The organism is Gemmobacter aquaticus, from assembly GCF_007859075.1.
In the GTDB taxonomy this organism is placed as follows: domain Bacteria; phylum Pseudomonadota; class Alphaproteobacteria; order Rhodobacterales; family Rhodobacteraceae; genus Gemmobacter; species Gemmobacter aquaticus.
This window is the reverse complement of sequence record NZ_VOAK01000025.1, coordinates 110,413-130,873: the sequence shown is the minus strand read 5'-3', so window position 1 is coordinate 130,873 and position 20,461 is coordinate 110,413. Positions and strand designations below refer to the sequence as shown.

At 62.6% G+C, this 20,461-nt stretch carries 18 protein-coding genes; 14 read left to right on the top strand and 4 right to left on the bottom strand.

The features are described from left to right. Positions 1-154 precede the first annotated feature (154 nt). A complete protein-coding gene (locus FQU74_RS17465) occupies positions 155-2,701 on the top strand; it encodes a response regulator (protein ID WP_146287764.1) in 2,547 nt (848 codons plus the stop codon). Here FQU74_RS17465 and yaaA read toward each other — a convergent pair. The 3 genes from yaaA to FQU74_RS17450 are packed head-to-tail and all read right to left on the bottom strand — an operon-like array spanning position 2,677 to position 5,833. Next, positions 2,677-3,462, bottom strand: coding sequence for a peroxide stress protein YaaA (gene yaaA / locus FQU74_RS17460; RefSeq protein ID WP_146287763.1), 786 nt, complete (start codon positions 3,460-3,462; stop codon positions 2,677-2,679). The genes FQU74_RS17465 and yaaA overlap by 25 nt on opposite strands. A 27-nt stretch (positions 3,463-3,489) precedes the next feature. After that, a complete protein-coding gene (recQ, locus tag FQU74_RS17455) occupies positions 3,490-5,532 on the bottom strand; it encodes a DNA helicase RecQ (RefSeq protein WP_146287762.1) in 2,043 nt (680 codons plus the stop codon). A 13-nt stretch (positions 5,533-5,545) separates the two neighbouring features. Further along, positions 5,546-5,833 carry a YggT family protein gene (locus FQU74_RS17450; protein ID WP_146287761.1) on the bottom strand — a complete coding sequence of 96 codons (288 nt, stop codon included), beginning with the start codon at positions 5,831-5,833 and terminating at the stop codon, positions 5,546-5,548. 125 nt (positions 5,834-5,958) lie between these two features. Between FQU74_RS17450 and FQU74_RS17445 the strand changes: the two genes are divergently transcribed. The 6 genes from FQU74_RS17445 (at position 5,959) to FQU74_RS17420 (ending at position 11,671) form a co-directional block, all read left to right on the top strand. Then, a complete protein-coding gene (locus FQU74_RS17445; protein ID WP_146287760.1) occupies positions 5,959-6,489 on the top strand; it encodes an acyl-CoA thioesterase in 531 nt (176 codons plus the stop codon). 68 nt (positions 6,490-6,557) lie between these two features. Then, positions 6,558-7,925, top strand: coding sequence for an MFS transporter (locus FQU74_RS17440; RefSeq protein WP_146287759.1), 1,368 nt, complete (start codon positions 6,558-6,560; stop codon positions 7,923-7,925). Further along, positions 7,922-8,809 (top strand): penicillin-insensitive murein endopeptidase, encoded by an 888-nt coding sequence (gene mepA, locus FQU74_RS17435; protein ID WP_146287758.1) that lies wholly within the window; start codon positions 7,922-7,924, stop codon positions 8,807-8,809. Before FQU74_RS17440 ends, mepA begins: the two co-directional genes overlap by 4 nt. Further along, positions 8,782-9,672 (top strand): esterase-like activity of phytase family protein, encoded by an 891-nt coding sequence (locus FQU74_RS17430; RefSeq protein WP_146287757.1) that lies wholly within the window; start codon positions 8,782-8,784, stop codon positions 9,670-9,672. The genes mepA and FQU74_RS17430 overlap by 28 nt, the downstream gene beginning before the upstream one ends. A 94-nt stretch (positions 9,673-9,766) precedes the next feature. Further along, a complete protein-coding gene (locus tag FQU74_RS17425) occupies positions 9,767-10,390 on the top strand; it encodes a queuosine precursor transporter (RefSeq protein WP_146287756.1) in 624 nt (207 codons plus the stop codon). A gap of 447 nt (positions 10,391-10,837) precedes the next feature. Continuing rightward, positions 10,838-11,671 carry a CHAD domain-containing protein gene (locus FQU74_RS17420; RefSeq protein ID WP_158635626.1) on the top strand — a complete coding sequence of 278 codons (834 nt, stop codon included), beginning with the start codon at positions 10,838-10,840 and terminating at the stop codon, positions 11,669-11,671. A gap of 7 nt (positions 11,672-11,678) precedes the next feature. On the opposite strand, the gene FQU74_RS17415 is transcribed toward FQU74_RS17420, so the two are convergent. Next, a complete protein-coding gene (locus FQU74_RS17415) occupies positions 11,679-12,455 on the bottom strand; it encodes a DeoR/GlpR family DNA-binding transcription regulator (RefSeq protein WP_146287754.1) in 777 nt (258 codons plus the stop codon). 270 nt (positions 12,456-12,725) lie between these two features. Between FQU74_RS17415 and glpD the strand changes: the two genes are divergently transcribed. The 7 genes from glpD (at position 12,726) to FQU74_RS17380 (ending at position 20,447) form a co-directional block, all read left to right on the top strand. Beyond that, the gene (gene glpD, locus FQU74_RS17410; RefSeq protein WP_146287753.1) at positions 12,726-14,327 is read left to right on the top strand and encodes a glycerol-3-phosphate dehydrogenase; all 1,602 of its coding nucleotides are present in this window, start codon (positions 12,726-12,728) and stop codon (positions 14,325-14,327) included. Between the two features lie 10 nt (positions 14,328-14,337). After that, positions 14,338-15,426, top strand: coding sequence for an ABC transporter ATP-binding protein (locus FQU74_RS17405; protein WP_146287752.1), 1,089 nt, complete (start codon positions 14,338-14,340; stop codon positions 15,424-15,426). Positions 15,427-15,433: 7 nt separating this feature from the next. Then, the gene (locus FQU74_RS17400; protein ID WP_146287751.1) at positions 15,434-16,531 is read left to right on the top strand and encodes an ABC transporter ATP-binding protein; all 1,098 of its coding nucleotides are present in this window, start codon (positions 15,434-15,436) and stop codon (positions 16,529-16,531) included. 1 nt (position 16,532) lies between these two features. Continuing rightward, on the top strand, positions 16,533-17,405 hold the full coding sequence (locus tag FQU74_RS17395) for a carbohydrate ABC transporter permease (RefSeq protein WP_146287750.1): 873 nt from the start codon (positions 16,533-16,535) through the stop codon (positions 17,403-17,405). Next, positions 17,405-18,208 (top strand): carbohydrate ABC transporter permease, encoded by an 804-nt coding sequence (locus FQU74_RS17390; protein WP_146287749.1) that lies wholly within the window; start codon positions 17,405-17,407, stop codon positions 18,206-18,208. Before FQU74_RS17395 ends, FQU74_RS17390 begins: the two co-directional genes overlap by 1 nt. 8 nt (positions 18,209-18,216) lie before the next feature. Further along, positions 18,217-18,642, top strand: a complete 426-nt coding sequence (locus FQU74_RS17385) for a DUF2160 domain-containing protein (protein ID WP_229704427.1) — start codon at positions 18,217-18,219, stop codon at positions 18,640-18,642. 86 nt (positions 18,643-18,728) lie between these two features. Continuing rightward, positions 18,729-20,447: an ABC transporter substrate-binding protein gene (locus FQU74_RS17380; RefSeq protein WP_146287748.1), complete on the top strand. Its 1,719-nt coding sequence runs from the start codon at positions 18,729-18,731 to the stop codon at positions 20,445-20,447. Positions 20,448-20,461 lie beyond the last annotated feature (14 nt).

The window sequence follows — 20,461 nt, the reverse complement described above, 5'->3', positions numbered from 1 at the left end:
CAATACCTCCTGAAAAACTTGCGGGGATGCTGCCACGCGCGGTTGCGGCTGGCAATCAGGTTTCGCCCGCCACAGCCCGCGTTAAGCCTTGCTTCACCCGGTTGATCCACGGTGGACGGACAACGGCCAAAGGGCCGAAAAAGACGGGTTGGTCATGGATCGGATGGATCGGCTGGCAAAGGAACGGCGGGCGCGGCTGGCGGCCGAACGGCTGCTGGAACAGAAAAGCCGCGAGCTTTTTGCCGCGAATGAAAAACTCGCCCTGCATGCGCGCGCGCTCTCTGACCAGATTGTCGAGCAGCGTCAGGCTGTCCGTTCCGCCCAGTCCGAAGCCGAGACGTTGAAGGACCAGAACCTGCGCTTCCTGTCAGATCTGGAACGCGCGCATACCACAGCCGTCATGGCCGAGCGCCGGCTGTGGGATTCAATCAACACGATCCGCGACGGGTTTGCCGTCTTTGACAGCGCCAATCGTCTGATCGCCGCCAACGAAGCCTTCCGCACGCTGCTTGAATGTGAGGACCTGTCGCCCGGTATCAGCTATGCGGAAACGCTCCGCCTGATCGTCGACAATGGCGTGGTCGATCCGGGTGACGATGGCGCGGACGCGTGGTGTCGCCGCATGGCAGCGCGGTGGGATGCCGACCCGATAGAGCCGGTGGTCGTCGCGCTCACCTCGGGCGTCTGGCTTCGCCTGATCGACCGGCGCGCGCGGGATGGCGACATGGTGTGCCTTGCCGTCGATATCACCGAACAGATGCGCATCTGGGCTGCAATTGAGGCGATCCCGGACGGCTTCGTGCTTTTTGACCGCGAGGATCGGCTGATGGTCTGCAACCAGCGATATCGCGACCTCTACCCCGAAAGCGCCGAGGCCATCGTGCCCGGCGCCACGTTCGAGGCGATCCTCCGCCATGGGCTGAGGAATGGCCAGTATCCCGATGCGATGGGCCGCGAGGACGAATGGATGGAAAACAGGCTGAACATGCGCCACGAACGAAGCGTCGAATTTGAGCATCCCGTTGCAGGCAATCGCTGGCTTCGGGTGATCGATCAGGAGACCCCTGATGGCGGACGCGTCGGCCTTCGGGTCGACGTAACCGCCTTGCGCGAACAGAACGCGGCACTGGAGGCCGCGCGCCTTGCGGCCGAAGCGGCCGTCCGGGCGAAATCCGCGTTCCTTGCGAACATGAGCCACGAAATCCGCACCCCCATGAACGGTGTCGTGGGCATGGCAGAGCTTCTGTGCGACACGCCCCTTACCGACGAACAGCGCCTGTTTGCCGAAACGATCCGCTCCTCGGGCGAGGCGCTTCTCGTCATTATCAACGACATTCTCGACTACTCGAAAATTGAAGCCGAGCGGCTGACACTTCGCCCCGAACCCTTTGACCTTGAACGCGTGATCCACGAGGTCGCGATGCTTCTGCAGCCGCGCGCAAGGGCCAAAGGGATCGACGTGATGATCGACTTCGACATTTTTCTGCCCACCCGTTACGTGGGCGATCCGGGGCGTCTGCGGCAGGTGCTGACCAACCTGATGGGCAATGCCGTCAAGTTCACCGATAGCGGACATGTGCTGATCCGCGTCGTCGGCGTCGAGACGGCCGAGCGGATGCAGCAGTTGCATATCACGGTCGAGGATACCGGCATCGGAATTGCCGCCGATCACCTTGATCACATCTTTGGCGAGTTCAATCAGGTGGACAGCGCCTCAAACCGGCGGTTTGAGGGCACGGGTCTTGGCCTTGCCATCACCCAACGCATTGTGGAGCATATGGGCGGGGCCGTCTGGGTGGACAGCGAGCCCGGCCGCGGATCCTGTTTCGGGTTCCGTCTCGCCCTGCCGGTGGCCGAGAACGCCGATGACATTCCCACCCCCGTATCGCTGTCCCGTGCGCTGGTGGTCGATGATCAGTTCATCAATCGCACCGTTCTGGAGCGCCAGCTTGCAACCTGCGGCATGAAAAGCGCGCTTTGCAGGTCTGCTGCCGATGCGTTGATGGTGCTGCAACAGGACCGAGACTTCGACGTGATCCTGATCGACCACGAAATGCCCGAGATGGACGGCCTGCATCTGGCGCGTGCGATCCGCGACACCGGGCTGGAGGCGCCAATCCTGCTTCTGTCTTCAAATGCAGCGACGGCTATGGCGGCCCAGCAAGCCGGGCTGGTGGCTGCCATTCTCGCCAAACCCCTGCTACGCGCCGACCTCTATCGCCGCCTTCAGGCGCTTTCGGCGCCCTTGGCAGTGGCGCCCCCTGCCCCACCCGGGCAGTCGCGGCAATTGCGTGTCCTCGCTGCCGAGGACAACCGGACCAACCAACTGGTCTTCCGCAAGATGGTGAAGGACCTCGATATTGACCTGCAGTTCGCCAGCAATGGGCGCGAGGCGGTGGAGGTGTTTCAGACCTTCAAGCCGGATATGGTCTTCATGGACATCTCGATGCCAATCATGGACGGTCGCGAGGCTGCGTGCGCGATCCGTGCGCTTGAGGGGGACGCCGCGCATGTCCCGATCATCGCCCTGACCGCGCATGCGATGGCAGGCGACGCCACTTCGATCCGCGCCGCGGGGATCGATCACATCATGACAAAGCCACTGCGCCGCGGCGCGATCTGCGACATGCTGACGAGTTGTACGTCTGCAGGGGTGAGACCGCCGCTTCCGGCGCCTCAGGCCGAAACGGTGGCGGATTGAGAGATCCGGGCAAAGACCATCCGGTCCTCGCCCGACAGCTCACGCTGAAAGCGATAGCCGCCAGCCTCGAACGATCTCAGGTCTGCGGGGTCTTGCAGGCGGTTCTCGAGTATATAGCGGGCCATCGCCCCACGGGCGCGCTTTGCCCAGAAGCTGATGACCTTGCCCTGCCCCTCATCGCCATCCAGAAAGATCGGCGTGATCACACGAAGCTTCAGCGCATCGGGGTCAACCGCACGGAAGTACTCGACCGAGGCGCAATTGACGAGCGCGCGTGCACCGGCCTGTTCGGCAGCCGCATTTAGTGCGCGTGCCAGCTTGTCGCCCCACCAGGCATAAAGATCGGCCCCGCGCGGATTGGTCAGGCGCGATCCCATTTCCAGCCGGTAAGGCGCGATAAGGTCCGTCGGACGCAAGAGCCCGTAAAGCCCCGACAGGATCCGCAGATGCAGATCGGCCCACCGCCAGGCATCAGGCTCCAGCCGCCCGGCCTCAAGCCCGGCATAGGTGTCACCGGCAAAGAGAAGCGCGGCCGGGCTGCAGGGCTGGGCATCAAAGGCTGCGAAGCGCGTCGCGTTCAGATCGGCCAGAGCGGGCGAAATGCTCATCAGGCACCGCAGGTCGGCAGGGGTCAGTTGCGCTGCGATTTTCACCAGCACGGCTGCATCAGCGGCGAACTGTGGATGGGTCGCAGCAATGCCTTCGGGCAGCGCCTTGGGTTCAGCATCCAGCCGCTTTGCGGGCGAGATCACGGTCAGCATGGGTATCCTTTCATCCTGCGGCCGACCTCATTCACCCCGGCAGATCGCGAGGAATGAAGGGCCGAACCGTTCAAGCTTCGCCGGCCCCAGATCGCCGGCCCGGTCGAGTTCGGCCAGCGTGGCGGGGCGCGCCTCGGCGATCCGGCGCAAAGCCGATTGCGAAAGGGAGAGCGGTTTGCCGATGCCATCCTCGCCCCGCATCAGGCGCAGTTGCGCCTCGGCCAGTCGGTCGAAGACATCGGCCGCCGGTTGCCCGGCCAGCCGGCGGCGGGCGGGATGAGGAACTTCACCGGCGCCGGTGATCACCGCCAGAAAAGCCGCCCCGTAGGTTTCCAGCTTTTTCGCACCCACGCCGCTGATCTGCGCGATCTGATCCAGCGTCTGCGGGCGACGCTCTGCCATCTCGATCAGCGTGCGGTCGGGAAAGATGACATAGGCCGGAACGCGCGCGGCCTCGGCCAAGGCGCGCCGCTTGGCCTTGAGGGCAGACAGAAGCGGTGCATCCTCATCAGCCACCAGCGCCTTGACCGCGGGGCGCGAACTGTCTGCCTGAATTGTATCGCTGCGCAGCGTGATGCCCATCTCGCCGCGCAGGATCGGGCGGGCGGCATCGGTCATGCGTAGCGCGCCAAAACGGTCCGGATCGGGTCGCAGAAGATCCCGACCCATCATCTGCCGGAAGACCGCACCCCAGCCCGTCTTGGTCAGATCGCGGCCAACCCCGAAAGTGGGCAGTTGATCATGGCCTTTCTCCTGCACCTTTGGCGTGGGATTGCCAGTCAGGATATCAATCAGATGTCCCGCCCCGAACCATTCCCCTGTGCGCAGAACCGCCGACAGCGCCTTGCGCACGGCATCGGTGGCATCGAAAAGCTGCGCGGGCCGGTCGCAAAGATCGCAGTTCCCGCAAGGTTCGGCGGTCTCGTCAAAGTAGCCAAGCAGAACCTGCCGCCGACAGCCCGTCGCCTCCGCCAGCCCAAGCAGGGCATTGAGCCGGGCATGATCGGCCTGCTTGCGTTCTGGCGGGGCTATCCCCTCGTCGATCTGCGAACGGCGCAGGCGGATATCGTCGGGACCATAGAGCGTCAGCGTCTCGGCCGGGGCCCCGTCGCGGCCCGCGCGGCCGATCTCCTGATAATAGGCCTCGATGCTTTTCGAGAGATCCGAATGGGCAACCCAGCGGATGTCCGGTTTGTCGATGCCCATGCCAAAGGCGATGGTTGCACAGACGATCAGCCCGTCCTCTTGCTGGAACCGCACCTCGACGCTGCGGCGCTCATCGGCCTCCATCCCGCCGTGATAGTGGCAGGCCGAATGACCGGCCTCACGCAGGGCCTGCGACAGAACTTCGGTCCGTGATCGGGTGGCACAATAGACGATGCCAGACTGCCCGCGTCGGGTGCCGGCGAAGTCGAGGATCTGGCGACGCGGGCTGTTCTTGACCGCAAAAGCCAGGTGGATGTTCGGCCGGTCAAACCCGCGCAGGAAGGTCGCGGGCTCTACCCCGCCAAACAGTCGATTGACGATCTCGGCCCGCGTCTCGGCATCGGCCGTGGCGGTAAATGCAGCAAGCGGCACGTCCAGCGCCCGCTTCAACTCGCCAATGCGCAGATAATCGGGGCGAAAGTCGTGGCCCCACTGGCTGACGCAATGCGCCTCATCCACGGCGATCAGGCTGGTCCCGATGCGGCGCAAAAGCGCGGTCGTGGCGGCCGAGGCAAGCCGTTCGGGTGCCATGTAAAGAAGCTTGAGCCGCCCTTCGTCCAGCGCGCGAAACACCTCTGCCGTCTCTTCGTCGGTGTTGCCTGATGTCAGCGCCCCGGCCTCTACCCCCGCCTCACGCAAGGACCGGACCTGATCGCGCATCAGCGCAATCAGCGGCGAGATGACAACCGTGACCCCACCCCGGCACAGGGCAGGCAGCTGAAAGCAAAGCGACTTGCCCCCGCCGGTTGGCATGATGGCCAGCGTATCGCGCCCGGCCAACACGGCATCGACGATCTCTTCCTGGCCGGGGCGGAAGGCCCCAAAGCCGAAGATCGAGGCCAGAAGCGCGCGGGGGTGCTGCATCGGAAGGAACCGGTCAGATGAAGCTGGCCGCGTTATTCACGATGAGGATGCGCAGGGCATAGACGATCAGCAGCGCCACCAGCGGCGCAAGATCGATGCCACCCAGATCGGGCAGGATCTGGCGCAGGCGGGAATAGACCGGCTCAAGCAGACGGTTCAGACCATACCAAAGCTGCGCGACCAGCGGCTGACGCAGGTTCAGCACCTGGAAATTGATCAGCCACGACATGATGATATGCGCGAATATGACGAACTGCGCGATGCTGAGCAGCATGAGCAGGATTTGCAGGATCGAGATCATCTGTGCCCTCACTATCTGTTGTGTTTCAGGTAGCGCGAAGCCACAAGAAGCACAACAACTTCCGCAACGTTCCACTTGACGTGCGCGTAAAGCAAGGCCAAGCGAGAGCTTGCAGGAGGCGCGCCATGTATCCCTATCTTCGGCTTGTGAAGGAAGTATTCAAGGCCCGCCGGGCACCGCCCCTTGGCATCCTCGACACGCATGAAAGCACGCATATCTGCTGGCCATGGGACATCGACCCCTGGATGGAGCTGAACAACGGCCGGACGCTGACGCTGTTTGATCTGGGCCGGCTGCCTCTGGGCATTCGTGCCGGGCTTCACACGGCCTTGCGGCAGAACGGCTGGGGTCTGGCGGTTGCCGGCAACTCGACCCGCTATCGCAGGCGGGTCACGACGTTTCAGAAGGTCACCATGCGATCGCGCTGCGTCGGCTGGGATGCGCGCTTCATCTACATGGACCAGACCATGTGGCGGAACGGCGAATGCACCACCCAAATGCTGGTGCGGGTAGCCATCACATCAAAAGAGGGGATCGTCGCCCCCGCCCGCGTGGTCGAGGCGATGGGCCATGATCCACAAAGCCCGCCGCTGCCCGGCTGGGTTCAGGCTTGGGTCGAGGCCGATCACCAACGTCCCTGGCCGCCCAAATTCTGACCCCTGCCGGGGTTGCGCGGATCGCGGGTTTCGGGCTTGATCGGCGCAACCAACAGGGGGCATCGGGCATGGTCAGCGCGAAGAAACGCATATGGGGCTGGTACTTCTTTGACTGGGCCAGCCAACCCTACAATACGCTTCTGTTGACCTTTATCTTCAGCCCCTATTTCGCCGAGGTGGCGCGCGCCCATTATGCCAGCACCGGCATGGAGCCGGCGGCCGCCGCCGCGCAAGCGCAGGCGACATGGGGCTATGGCCAAACGATTGCCGGGCTGATGATTGCGCTGCTCGCCCCCGTTCTGGGCGCGATCGCCGATGGATCCGGACGGCGGATGGTCTGGATCTGGGTTTTTTCGCTGTGCTACGTGGTGGGTGCATGGGGGCTTTGGTATCTGGCGCCCACGACGCCTGACCTGACCCTTGCCATCGCCTTTTTCGGGCTCGGCCTGATCGGGATGGAATTCGCGACGATCTTCACCAACTCGCTGATGCCCTCGCTGGCGACACAGGAAGAGATGGGCAAGGTCTCGGGCTCAGGCTTTGCCTTCGGCTATACCGGGGGCATTGTCTCGCTGGTCATCATGCTGCTGTTGCTGGCCGAAAACGGGCAGACCGGCAAGACGCTGATCGGGCTTGACCCATTGTTCGGCCTCGATGCTGCCGCGCGCGAGGGGACCCGTGCGGTCGGCCCCTTCACCGCCCTCTGGTATGCCCTGTTCATGATCCCGTTCTTTCTATGGGTGAAGGAGCCCAAGCCCACGGGCACCGGTCGCAGCCTTGGGCAGTCGCTGGCCGACCTGCTTGCGCTGCTCAAATCCCTGCCATCGCGGCAGAGCCTTTTTGCCTATCTGGGATCGTCGATGTTCTACCGCGACGCGCTCAATGCGCTTTACGGCTTTGGCGGGGTCTACGCCTCGGGTGTGCTGGGCTGGAGCGTCACGCAGATCGGTGTCTTTGGCATCATCGGGGCGCTGTCGGGCGCGATTGCCACCTGGATCGGCGGCAGGATTGATGCGCTGCGCGGACCGAAGCCGGTGATCGTGGCCTCGGTCTGGGTGCTGATCCTGGTCTGCGCGGTCATTGTCGGCATGTCGCGCGAGCAGATCTTCGGCATCGCCCTGCCCGCCGGGTCATCCATTCCTGACATCGTCATGTATGCCTGCGGGATGCTGATCGGGGCGGCGGGTGGAACGGTGCAGGCCGCCTCGCGCACGATGATGGTGTTCCACACAACGCCAGAGCGCGCGACCGAGGCCTTCGGGCTTTATGCGCTTTCGGGTAAGGCCACGTCCTTCATTGCGCCATTCGCGATCGCGATCGCCTCGGACTTGAGCGGATCGCAGCGCATCGGGGTCGCGCCCCTGATCGGACTGTTCCTGATTGCGCTCATTCTGCTAATCTGGGTCAAACCGAATGGTGAACAGGCAAAGCCATGATCCGTACCCTCTGCACTGGCCTCGTTCTGGGCCTTGTCGCGCTGTCCGCCTCGGCAGAGCCCTTGGCGAACAAGCTGTTTGGCGCCGCCAACGCGCCCGCGCAGGGCGATCCGATGCCGGTCGGGTCCTATTCGCGCGGCTGCGCGGCGGGTCTGGTAGAGTTGCCGGAAACCGGGCCGACATGGCAGGCCATGCGTCTGTCACGCAACCGGAACTTCGGCCATCCGCTGCTTGTGGATTTCGTGCAGGACCTGTCGCAAGAGGTCACCCGGCTTGGTTGGCGCGGCCTCTATGTCGGTGACATGAGCCAGCCGCGCGGCGGGCCGATGACCTCGGGTCATGCCAGCCACCAGATCGGGCTCGATGCCGATATCTGGATGCTGCCCCCGCCCAGGCTGACGCTGACGCGGGCTGAACGCGAGCAGATCAGCTCGATCTCGGTGCGCAGCGATGACCAGCGGCGCGTGAATGGCAACTGGACAGCCCAGCATGCAGCGGTGCTCAAGGCGGCGGCATCCGATCCACGGGTGGACCGCATCTTCGTGACCCCGCCCGTCAAGATCGAACTGTGCCGGAACGCCAGTCGGCGCGACAAGGCATGGCTTCAAAAAATCCGCCCCTACTGGGGGCACGATGCGCATTTCCATGTGCGGCTGAAGTGCCCCAAGGGCGCGAGCTTCTGCCAGACGCAGACCCCCACAGTGGCCGAATTGTCAAATGGCGGCAGCGGCTGTGATGAATCGCTGAACTGGTGGGTCACCGACGCACTCGATCCGTCAAAGCAGCAACCCGCCGACCCGGACGCCCCGAAACAGAAAGGCGCCCGTGATTACACGATGGCGGATCTTCCAGGCCAATGCGCTTCCGTACTTTCTGCACGCTGATCCTGGCCTGTGGCCTCGCCCTTGAGGGCAGCGCCAGCGCTCGTGTGGGCGGGGCCGCGGGCTATGTCGGAAGCTTTGTCTGGCGGTCGGGTGACGACCGGATGGGCGGGATGTCGGCGCTGGAGATCAGCGCCGATGGCATGCGTTTTGCGGCCCTTTCCGATCGCGGCGGCTGGACGACGGGGCATCTGGCCCGCGACGGCCAGGGCCGCATCATGGGCGTAGACGCCGCCCCCATCGCACTGCTGCTGGACGGTGAAGGTCAGCCACTGCGCAAGCGCCGGTCCGATAGCGAAGGGTTGGCCATCGCGCCTGATGGCACCGCCTATATCTCGTTCGAGGGGGTGGCGCGGGTTTTGCGCTATGATCAGCTGGGCGGCTCCGCGCAGAACCTGCCCACTCCGCAAGACTTCCGCCGCATGCCCGGCAATGCAGCACTTGAGGCGCTGGCCATCGGCCCCGACGGCGCGCTTTATACCATGCCCGAGGATCTACGCGCCGGCGGCGACTTTCCGGTCTATCGCTTCAAGGGTGGTGCGTGGACGCAGCCGTTTACCTTGCCGCGACGCGGAACCTTCCTGCCGGTTGCCGCGGATTTCGGGCCGGATGGCAGGCTCTATGTGCTGGAGCGCCAGTTCCGCGGCCTGATGGGCTTTGCCGCGCGCGTGCGGCGGTTCGACATCGCAGGCAACCGCATCACCAACGAGGCGACACTGCTTGAGACACATCCCGGCCAGCACGACAACCTTGAGGGGCTGTCGGTCTGGCAGGACGCCGAAGGCATCCGCCTGACCATGCTTTCGGACGACAACTTCAAGTTCTTCCAGCGGACCGAGTTCGTCGAGTACCGCGTTCAAGATTGACAGAACGCCGCCCCCGGTAGTATCAGCGCCGCCTCGCCCCGCCGGATGATCCGGGGGCCAAGTCTCCGCGACCTTGTAAAAAACGGAAATACAAATGTCGAAATCCCTTCTGCCCGGCGTTATCGCCATGGCGGCGACTGTCGTCGCATCCAACATCCTCGTACAGCACCTGCTTGGCCCTTGGCTGACCTGGGGTGCGCTGACCTACCCGGTCGCCTTTCTGATCACCGATCTGACAAACCGCATCCAGGGCGCCGCCGCAGCCCGCAAGGTGGTGCTCGTGGGCTTTGTGACAGGCGTCATATGCTCGCTCATCGGATCGCAGATCATGGGCGAGTTCGGCCCTCTGGTGACTTTGCGTGTCGCTATCGGTTCTGGACTTGCATTCCTTGCCGCGCAATTGACCGACATCGCGATTTTCAATCGCCTGCGCGACGGTAATTGGTGGAAGGCCCCCTTTGTTTCCACACTCGCAAGCTCTTGCCTTGATACCGCCATCTTTTTCACCATCGCCTTTGCCGGATTTCTTTCATTCATGGAGCCGACGAATGATGTCAGCTGGGCGGCTGAACCTCTGCCGCTGGTCGGGCTGGGTCCGGTGGTGCCACTGTGGGTCTCGCTGGCCTTCGCTGACTGGCTTGTAAAGCTTGCAATGGCGGCTGTTGCGCTTGTGCCATTCCGCGTGCTTGTCGGAAAATTGACTCAACGCGCTGTGTGATTTCTTTTGACAAACACGAAATCTGTGTCACCTTTTGCTTATCGGCAACTTATTGAAAGGAGGTGATCCAGTGTCTAGAGTGATATTGGAGAGAGGTGTCGGGACAGTCAGAAGGAGTGATCTCTAAGGGCAACCCCTTGGATATCTGACCACTGATTGGGCTTGGTACCTAACTGGCCCATCTCCTTGAAACTCGGAAAGGGTCGCCGCATTCCGGCGACCCTTTCTCTTTTGTGAATCTGCGGTAAAACATTGTGTACCGCCTCTCTTAATATAACCGATTAGATTAGCTGCATCCGCATTGTGCGACAGCGATGCTGAATGCCTCAGTCGCAGGCGACCCAGGATGTTCATCTTGCTGCAACATTGATGCCATATCGCCCTGCGCGGGCTTGGCTGCTAATGTTGCGCGCGAAACGCCATGGCCGGGATTCGGGGATCGTGATCATGCCATCCGACGACGAGACAAGCCCGGTTTTCACGCCGATGGTCACCGCTGAAGCGGCGTTACGCATGATCCTCGACGAGATCTGCCGCGACATCGACATGTACCTCGCACAGTTCATGGAGAGCGACGAAGAGTCGGGGGCTCACAAGACGCGTGTTGCCCTGCGCAGACTGACGACAGCGCTTGATTCCTTTGCCCCACTCTTGCGCCGAAAGGCGCGCAAGGTCGCACGGGACGAAGCGAAAACGATCTTTCGGCAACTGGGCCATGTGCGTGATGCTGACGTCTTCATTGCCGGCCTTGCAGAGAGGGCGCGCACCCCTGCTCTTCTGAAAGAAACTGACAGCCTGCGACGCAAGACGCGCTCAAAGATCAGGCGCAAAAAGGCGATTGGCTTTGCTGCGCGCCTGATGCGCAGCCTTGGCACGGGCGAACTGCTGGGCCGCAGACGCGCGGCGCGCGCGGCGCAGGCCATGCCGGTCGGGCAGTTTGCCGCGCAGGCCTTGGCCGCCGCATGGCAGACCTGCCAGACCCATGGCGCCGATCTTGCCCACCTGTCCGAGGACAGCCGACACGAGTTCCGCAAGGACATGAAGAGCTTCCGCTATCTCGCCGAATTCTTCGCCCCCCTCTGGCCTGCCGGTGACTGGGAGCAGTTCCGCGAGAGACTGCAGGATTTGCAGGATGACCTTGGGACATTGAACGATCTTGCAAACGCCCGCAGGCGCAGCGGTGAAACGGGCGTGGGCACGCAGGAATTGCGTACCCTGTTGCGCGCAGACACGGCTTGGGCCGAATTTTCCGCCCAGCCGATGTGGTGGCAGGCGAACTGATGCAGCTCTATTCGTCGCGATGGACCGGGGCCACATGCACAGCCGTACCCCATTCCTCACAACGTCGCATCAGATCGTCGGGTAGCGCCTGATCAATAAAGACGGCGTCAACATCTGCAATGCTGGTGATCCGGGCGGGCGCCGAACGGCCGAGCTTGGAATGATCCGTCACCAGAAACGATTGGCGGGACTGGCGCAGGATCGCGCGGCTGACCCGCACCTCTGCCAGATCGAAGTCCAGAAGATCGCCGTCATAGTCCAGCGCCGAGGTGCCGATGATGGCATAGTCGACCTTGAACTGCTCGATGAACTGGGTCGTAAGCTCCCCCACGAGGCCGCCATCCGACCGGCGCAGCATCCCACCCGCCACCATGATCTCGCACCCCGGATTGGCGTGCAGGATGTTCGCCACGTTCATATTGTTGGTGACCACCGTGATATTGCTGTGGTGGATCAGCGCATGGGCCACTGCTTCGGTTGTGGTCCCAAGATTGAGGATGAGCGACGAGTTGTCGGGGATCGCCGCTGCGCAGGCCACCGCGATGGCAGCCTTGGCCTCGGCATTCATGCGGCGCCGTGCTTCATACCCCAGGTTCACGGTGCCGGCGCGCGGCACTGCACCGCCATGCACACGGTCAACAAGTCCGGCCTCGGCCAGATCGCCCAGATCACGGCGGATGGTTTGCAATGTCACGTCGAATCGATGCGCGAGATCATCGACGAGAACACGGCCTTCTGCGCGCGCCAGCGCGAGGATCTCACTTTGTCGGATGCTCAAGGCCAAGGCTGCCTCCCCGCTTTGCCTGGCGCCGGCCAGATCGCCGGCTTGGGTCTGTATTCTGCCGCGAACCAGGCACGGACATCCCCTTGTAACCTCTGACTTTACGTCATCCAAGGATGCGCGCAAGTCTTCTGTTTCGGCCAGCGATGCGCGATTGAAGGCGTGCTTTGGTTCGCTTTTGTTAAAAAACGATCATAAGCGAAAATTTTGATTGACCGATGGCACATCTGCAGTGCAGCTTTCCACCGCGGAGACAAGGCTCCGGGGGGAGGCATGAACGTGACAGGTGTGGATCGGTCCGCGACGACCGACATCTTCATCATCGGCGGCGGCATCAACGGATGCGGCATCGCCCGCGATGCGGCAGGGCGCGGCCTTTCGGTCACGCTGGCCGAGCAGGGCGACCTGGCGCAGGGCACCTCTTCGGCCTCAACCAAGCTGTTCCATGGCGGACTGCGCTATCTTGAGTATTTCGAGTTCCGCCTGGTGCGTGAAGCACTGGAAGAGCGTGAGACCCTTCTGGTGGCCATGCCCCATATCAGTTGGCCCATGCGCTTTGTGCTGCCCTATTCCTCCGATATGCGGTTCGAAAGCGATACGCCGACCTCGCGCCTTCTCGGTTTTGCCCTGCCGTGGATGAAGGGGCGCCGGCCGGCATGGCTGATCCGTCTGGGGCTGTTTCTTTACGACACACTGGGCGGTCGCAAGATTCTGCCGGCAACCCGCACGCTGGACCTGACGCGCGATGAGGCTGGAAAAGTTCTGAAGCCGGGGTTTCAGCTGGCCTATGAGTACTCTGACTGCTGGGTGCAGGACTCTCGGCTTGTTGTATTGAACGCCCGCGATGCCGAGGCGCGCGGCGCAACGATTCTGACCAAGACCCGCGTCCTTTCAGCCAGCCGCGAGTGCGATCTCTGGGAGGTCGTCACCGAACGCGCCGACGGCACGCGGGCCGTTCACCATGCCCGTGCGCTTGTCAACGCAGGCGGCCCCTGGGTCGAGGATGTGATCCGCAATGTGACGCGTATCAACTCGTCCGAAGGGGTGCGGCTTGTGCGCGGCAGCCACATCGTGACGCGCAAGCTGTATGACCATGACCGCTGCTACTTCTTTCAGGGAACAGACGGGCGCATCATATTTGCGATCCCCTATGAGCAGGATTTCACCCTGATCGGGACGACCGACAAGGATCATACCGGACGCCCCGGCGACGTGCGCTGCACGGATGAGGAACGCGACTATCTGTGCGCCTTTGCGAGCCAGTATTTCGCACGTCCCGTCACACCCGCCGATGTGGTATGGACCTATTCCGGTGTCCGGCCGCTCTACAATGACGGCGCGAAATCGGCCACGGCGGCAACACGGGACTATGTGCTCAGCCTCGACACCAACGGGGCGCCGCTGCTGAACGTGTTCGGCGGCAAGATTACCACCTATCGCCGGCTGGCCGAAAGCGCACTGGAAAAGCTGGATCGCTGGTTCCCGTCGGCAAAAGACGCCTGGACCGCGCGCGTGCCGTTGCCGGGCGGCGATTTTCCGCATGACGGGGTGGCCGCGCTGCTTGCCCGGCTGCAGGCAGAGTATCCGTTCCTGTCGCAGTCCCACGCGCAGCGCCTGATCCGGGCTTACGGGACAGAGGCATTTGTCATTCTGGGGGCGGCGAAGTCTGAAAGCGACCTCGGACGCAACTTCGGCGCGACATTGACCGAGGCCGAGGTACTCTGGCTGCGAGAGAAGGAATTTGCCCGCACCGCCGACGATATCGTGTGGCGGCGGACGAAACTGGGGTTGCGGATGACGGCGGAGGAGATCGCCGCGCTTGGGGCCTGGATGGCCACAGCGCCCGGCGGTGCCGTCAATCCGGCAGCGGAATGAGGGAGAGAGAATGGCGCTGGAATTGCAAGGCGTGTCACGGTCGGTCGCGGGAAGGTTTCATATCTTCCCCACCACTCTGACATTGCAGAAAGGCACGATGAACGTGCTGCTGGGACCGACACTGTCGGGAAAGACCAGCCTGATGCGTCTGATGGCGGGGCTTGACCAACCCACCACGGGACGGGTGCTCTGGGATGGGCGCGACGTGACGGGGATGCGCGTGCAGGACCGTGGCGTCGCCATGGTCTATCAGCAGTTCATCAACTACCCCGGCCTGACGGTCTATGAAAACATAGCCTCGCCCTTGCGGATCCTGGGCCAGTCACAGGCCGAGATCGACCGCAAGGTGCGCGAAACCGCCGAGATGCTGCGCCTGACCCCCATGCTGAACCGCAAACCGCTGGAACTTTCGGGCGGCCAGCAGCAGCGCTGCGCTCTGGCGCGGGCACTGGTCAAGGGGGCAGGTCTTGTCCTTCTGGACGAGCCGCTGGCGAACCTCGACTACAAGCTGCGCGAAGAGTTGCGGATCGAGATTCCGCGCATCTTCGAGGCTTCGGGCGCGATCTTTGTCTATGCGACGACAGAGCCGGAAGAGGCGCTGCTTCTGGGCGGCAACACTGCAACCCTGTGGGAGGGGCGCGTCACCCAGTTCGGCCCCACGCCGCGCGTCTATCGCGAGCCGGCGGATGCGACCACGGCCCGCGTGTTCAGCGACCCGCCGATGAACTTTGTCAGCTGCTTCAAGGAAGGCCACAGGGTGAACTTTGGCGATACCGCGAACGCGCCGGCGGACGGGCCCTTTGCTGACGCACCTGACGGGCGATACATGGCGGGCTTCCGCGCCAATCACCTGTTCCTGAACAAGCATTCCGGCACTGCGGTCGAGTTTCGCTGCACCGTCGCCGTGACCGAGATCACCGGGTCCGAGACCTTCATCCACGTCGATCATGGCCGCGACCGCTGGGTCGGTCTGGTCGAGGGAGTGCATGACCTGAAATCCGGGGCGCAGGTGTCCGTCTGGCTTGACCCCGCGCATGTCTATCTGTTCGACGCCGACGGCCGGCTTGCCGCGCCCGCCGCATATGCAAGGGCGGCATGAGGGGACCATGGCACAGATCACGCTGAAGAACCTCGCCCACAGCTATTTTCCGAATCCGCAATCGGAAAAGGACTATGCGCTGAAGGAAATGGACCACATCTGGCAGGATGGCGGCGCCTATGCGCTGCTGGGATCATCCGGCTGCGGCAAGACCACGCTTCTGAACATCATCTCGGGGCTTCTGAGGCCCTCGCACGGGCGGGTGCTTTTTGGCGATCGCGACGTGACCGAGGCCGAGACGGCCGAGCGCAATATCGCGCAGGTCTTCCAGTTCCCCGTCGTCTACGACACGATGACGGTGCGCGACAACCTCGCCTTCCCGCTGCGCAATCGCGGCATGGATGCCAGCTATATCAAGGGCCGCGTCGACCAGATCGCCCGCATGATCGGCATGGAAGAGATCCTGTCGCGCAAGGCCCAGGGTCTGACCGCCGATGCAAAGCAGAAGATCAGCCTTGGGCGCGGCATGGTGCGAGAGGACGTAAACGCCATCCTCTTTGACGAGCCGCTGACCGTGATCGACCCGCACATGAAATGGGAGTTGCGCACGCAGTTGAAGCAGCTTCACCGCGAGTTCGGCCATACCATGATCTATGTCACCCATGACCAGACCGAGGCGCTGACCTTCGCTGACCGCGTCGTGGTGATGTATGATGGGCGCGTGGTGCAGATGGGCACCCCGGAAGAGCTGTTCGAGACCCCGGCCCATACCTTCGTGGGCTACTTCATCGGCTCGCCGGGCATGAACTTTCTTGACGCGCAGATCGCAGGCAACCGCGCGGTGCTGCCCGACGGCACCTCGGTCGAGCTTGGCCAGTCCTATGGCGCGCCGACCGGGCGCACGCAGATCGGCATCCGTCCGGAACATGTCGTGCTGACCGCAGGCACGGGTGTGCCCGTGACCATCCGCCGGGTCGAGGATGTGGGCAGGCACCGTCTGGTGCGGGCCGATGCGATGGGACAGCCCGTCAACGTGGTCGTGCCCGAAGGCATGCCACTGGAGGCCAACCTGACGCATGTCAGCTTCGCTCCTCAAAAGATCAACGTCTATGCCGATGACTGGCGCGTTGCGCCGCAAGGGGCCTCGCTGGGGAGGGCGGCCTGACATGGACAAGACACAGAACAACAAGGCCTGGTTCCTTGTGCTGCCGGTTCTCGTCATCGTCGCCTTTTCGGCGGTGATCCCGCTGATGACGGTGGTGAACTATTCGGTCAACGACACCTTTGGCAACAACGAGTTCTTCTGGGCGGGCCTCGACTGGTTCGACGAGATGATCCATTCCGAACGGCTGCACGGCGCGCTTGGCCGGCAGGTGATGTTTTCGGCCATCATCCTTGCGATCGAGATTCCGCTGGGTATCTATGTCGCGCTCAACATGCCGAAGAAGGGGATCTGGGCCAGCTTCTGCCTCGTTCTGATGGCGCTGCCACTGCTCATTCCCTTCAACGTCGTGGGGACGATCTGGCAGATTTTCGGTCGGGTTGATATCGGGCTTCTGGGCCATACGTTGGCCGCTCTCGGAATCGACTACAACTACACCAACGACCCGCTGGACGCTTGGCTGACCATCATCGCGATGGATGTCTGGCACTGGACCTCGCTGGTCGCGCTGCTGTGCTATGCCGGGCTCCAGTCGATCCCGCAGGCCTATTATCAAGCGGCCAAGATCGATCAGGCCAGCCGTTGGGCAGTGTTCCGCTATATCGAGCTGCCCAAGATGAAGGGGGTTCTGCTGATCGCGGTCCTGCTGCGCTTCATGGACAGCTTCATGATCTATACCGAGCCCTTCGTCGTCACCGGCGGTGGCCCCGGCAACTCCACCACCTTCCTGTCGATCGACCTAGTGAAGATGGCTGTCGGCCAGTTCGACCTCGGCCCTGCGGCTGCCTTCTCGATCATGTACTTCCTTGTCATCCTGCTGGTCAGCTGGGTCTTCTACACCGTGATGACGAACCTTGACCGCGAGGAGTCCCGCTGATGCGCCTGAAATCCTCTGCCATCGTCATGGCGCTGTATCTGCTGTTCCTGATGATCCCGATCTACTGGCTTTTGAACATGAGCCTGAAGACGAACACCGAGATCACCTCGACCTTCACCCTGTTTCCGAATGACCTGACATTCAGCAACTTCGTCGTGATCCTGACCGATCCAAGCTGGTACATGGGGTACGTCAACTCGATCATCTACGTGGTGATGAACACCGTCATCTCGATCGCGGTGGCGCTGCCGGCAGCCTATGCCTTCAGCCGCTATAGCTTTATGGGGGACAAGCACCTGTTCTTCTGGCTGCTGACGAACCGCATGTCGCCGCCCGCGGTCTTTGCGCTGCCCTTCTTCCAGCTCTATTCCAGCGTCGGTCTGTTCGACACCCATATCGCGGTGGCGCTGGCGCATTGCCTCTTCAACGTGCCGCTGGCGGTCTGGATCCTCGAAGGCTTCATGCGCGGTGTGCCGAAAGAGATTGACGAGACCGCCTATATCGACGGCTACAGCTTCCCGCGCTTCTTCGTGAAGATCTTCATGCCGCTGATCGCAAGCGGGATCGGTGTCGCGGCCTTCTTCTGCTTCATGTTCAGCTGGGTGGAGCTTCTGCTCTCGCGTACCCTGACCAGCGTCAACGCAAAGCCCATCGCCGCCACCATGACGCGGACGGTTTCAGCCAGCGGGATGGACTGGGGGGTGCTGGCGGCCGCCGGGGTCCTGACCATCATCCCCGGCGCGCTCGTGATCTGGTTTGTCCGCAACTACATCGCCAAGGGCTTTGCCCTGGGCCGCGTGTGAGGTTTCCCATGTCAGACACCACAGCAACCCCGACGCGCCCGGTGAACTGGACCGCCATCTCGATCACCGCAGCCGTGGTGATGGGGGGGATCCTCGCAGCGCTTCTGGCCGTCGCTCCGCGCGATGATGGCGGCATCGCCTGGTTCGATCCGATGATCCCCGGCGGCTGGATGGCATGGACCCTGCCTGTCGCCATCTTCTTCTGGTGCATCGCAAGCCTGCTTGTCACGTTCACGATCCTCGCGATCCGCTTTCCCGAGACGCCACGGGTCGGCGTACTCAGGATCGAGACGACGCGCGGCGACCGGCTGTTCATCAGTTTGCTTGGCTCGGCCTTTATCTGCCTGGTCTGGCTGTTCTTCGCGGGTCTCCCGGTTTGGGGGGCGCTCGCGCTCTGCCTTGTCTATGCGGCGGCGGTCTTCCGCTGGGTCTAGACGGGACCAACGACGCCAGCGGGCGGGGATGGAGGCCCCGGCCCTGGCAATAAGGAACAGACGTTCACTTTCCTTGGGAGGAAAACATGAGAATGAAAGCAACTGCAACAGCCATGGCGCTTGCGCTGATGGCCACAGGCATGCCGGCCTTCGCCGACATCGAGGCGGCGAAGGCCTTCCTCGACGCCGAGATCGGCGATCTCTCGTCCCTTAGCCGGGCCGAACAGGAAGCCGAGATGCAGTGGTTCATCGATGCGGCAAAACCGTATGCGGGCATGGAAATCAAGGTGGTATCGGAAACCATCGACACCCATTCCTACGAATCCAAGGTGCTTGCACCCGCCTTTACCGCGATTACCGGCATCAAGGTCACCCATGACCTGATCGGCGAAGGCGACGTCGTCGAGAAACTGCAGACCCAGATGCAGACCGGCGAGAATATCTATGATGGCTACATCAACGACTCCGACCTGATCGGCACCCACTGGCGCTATCAGCAGGCCCGCAACCTGACCGACTGGATGGCCGGCGACGGTGCCGCTGTCACCAACCCCGGACTGGATCTTGCTGACTTCATCGGCATCAAGTTCACCACCGGGCCGGATGGCAAACTGTATCAGTTGCCTGACCAACAGTTCGCCAACCTCTACTGGTTCCGCTACGACTGGTTCAACGATCAGAAGACCAAAGACGACTTCAAGGCCAAGTATGGCTACGATCTGGGCGTTCCGGTGAACTGGTCGGCCTATGAGGACATCGCCGAATTCTTCACAGGCCGCGATATGTCCTACATGGGCGGGCCGACCTCGGTCTATGGCAACATGGACTACGGCAAGAAGGACCCCTCGCTTGGCTGGCGCTATACCGACGCCTGGATGTCGATGGCCGGCATGGGCGACAAGGGAGAGCCGAACGGCCTGCCGGTTGATGAATGGGGCGTTCGCGTGGACGAGAACTCGCGTCCCGTCGGTTCCTGCGTGGCGCGCGGCGGTGCAACCAACGATGCTGCGGCGGTCTATGCTGTGACCAAGGCGATCGAATGGCTGCAGAAATACGCGCCTCCGGAAGCTCAGGGCATGACCTTTAGCGAGGCCGGCCCGGTTCCGGCACAGGGTGCAATCGCCCAGCAGATGTTCTGGTACACCGCCTTCACTGCCGCATCCGTCGCCCCCGGAACCCCGGTGATGAACGAGGATGGCACGCCGAAATGGCGCATGGCCCCCTCGCCTCACGGCGCCTATTGGAGTGAAGGCACCAAGATCGGTTATCAGGACGCCGGTTCCTGGACGCTGATGCAATCGACCCCGGTTGATCGCGCGCAGGCAGCTTGGCTCTATGCCCAGTTCGTCACCTCGAAAACCGTCGATGTGAAGAAGGCCCACGTCGGGTTGACCTTCATCCGCGAGTCGACGATCCAGCACGAAAGCTTTACCGAGCGCGCGCCGAAACTGGGTGGACTGGTCGAGTTCTACCGCTCGCCCGCACGGGTGCAATGGTCGCCTACCGGCACCAATATCCCGGACTATCCGAAGCTGGCCCAGTTGTGGTGGCAGAATATTGGCGACGCGATGTCGGGCGCCAAGACCCCGCAGGAAGCGCTGGACAGCCTCTGCGCCGAGCAAGAGAAAGTACTGATCCGTCTGGAAAAATCCGGCGTTCAGGGCGATCTTGGTCCGAAGATGAACGAAGAGAAGGACCCGCAGGAATGGCTCGACGCTCCCGGCGCGCCGGTGGCCAAGCTGGAAAACGAAAAGCCGCAAGGCGAGACGATCGCCTATGACGAGCTGATCAAATCCTGGCAATAAGCAAGGATCGGAGG

Bases quoted from the DNA above. Each gene is read 5' to 3' on its own strand.
- FQU74_RS17465 (WP_146287764.1), top strand. From the start codon at position 155: ATGGATCGGATGGATCGGCTGGCAAAGGAACGGCGGGCGCGGCTGGCG.
- yaaA (WP_146287763.1), bottom strand. From the start codon at position 3,462: ATGCTGACCGTGATCTCGCCCGCAAAGCGGCTGGATGCTGAACCCAAG.
- recQ (WP_146287762.1), bottom strand. From the start codon at position 5,532: ATGCAGCACCCCCGCGCGCTTCTGGCCTCGATCTTCGGCTTTGGGGCC.
- FQU74_RS17450 (WP_146287761.1), bottom strand. From the start codon at position 5,833: ATGATCTCGATCCTGCAAATCCTGCTCATGCTGCTCAGCATCGCGCAG.
- FQU74_RS17445 (WP_146287760.1), top strand. From the start codon at position 5,959: ATGTATCCCTATCTTCGGCTTGTGAAGGAAGTATTCAAGGCCCGCCGG.
- FQU74_RS17440 (WP_146287759.1), top strand. From the start codon at position 6,558: ATGGTCAGCGCGAAGAAACGCATATGGGGCTGGTACTTCTTTGACTGG.
- mepA (WP_146287758.1), top strand. From the start codon at position 7,922: ATGATCCGTACCCTCTGCACTGGCCTCGTTCTGGGCCTTGTCGCGCTG.
- FQU74_RS17430 (WP_146287757.1), top strand. From the start codon at position 8,782: ATGCGCTTCCGTACTTTCTGCACGCTGATCCTGGCCTGTGGCCTCGCC.
- FQU74_RS17425 (WP_146287756.1), top strand. From the start codon at position 9,767: ATGTCGAAATCCCTTCTGCCCGGCGTTATCGCCATGGCGGCGACTGTC.
- FQU74_RS17420 (WP_158635626.1), top strand. From the start codon at position 10,838: ATGCCATCCGACGACGAGACAAGCCCGGTTTTCACGCCGATGGTCACC.
- glpD (WP_146287753.1), top strand. From the start codon at position 12,726: ATGAACGTGACAGGTGTGGATCGGTCCGCGACGACCGACATCTTCATC.
- FQU74_RS17405 (WP_146287752.1), top strand. From the start codon at position 14,338: ATGGCGCTGGAATTGCAAGGCGTGTCACGGTCGGTCGCGGGAAGGTTT.
- FQU74_RS17400 (WP_146287751.1), top strand. From the start codon at position 15,434: ATGGCACAGATCACGCTGAAGAACCTCGCCCACAGCTATTTTCCGAAT.
- FQU74_RS17395 (WP_146287750.1), top strand. From the start codon at position 16,533: ATGGACAAGACACAGAACAACAAGGCCTGGTTCCTTGTGCTGCCGGTT.
- FQU74_RS17390 (WP_146287749.1), top strand. From the start codon at position 17,405: ATGCGCCTGAAATCCTCTGCCATCGTCATGGCGCTGTATCTGCTGTTC.
- FQU74_RS17385 (WP_229704427.1), top strand. From the start codon at position 18,217: ATGTCAGACACCACAGCAACCCCGACGCGCCCGGTGAACTGGACCGCC.
- FQU74_RS17380 (WP_146287748.1), top strand. From the start codon at position 18,729: ATGAGAATGAAAGCAACTGCAACAGCCATGGCGCTTGCGCTGATGGCC.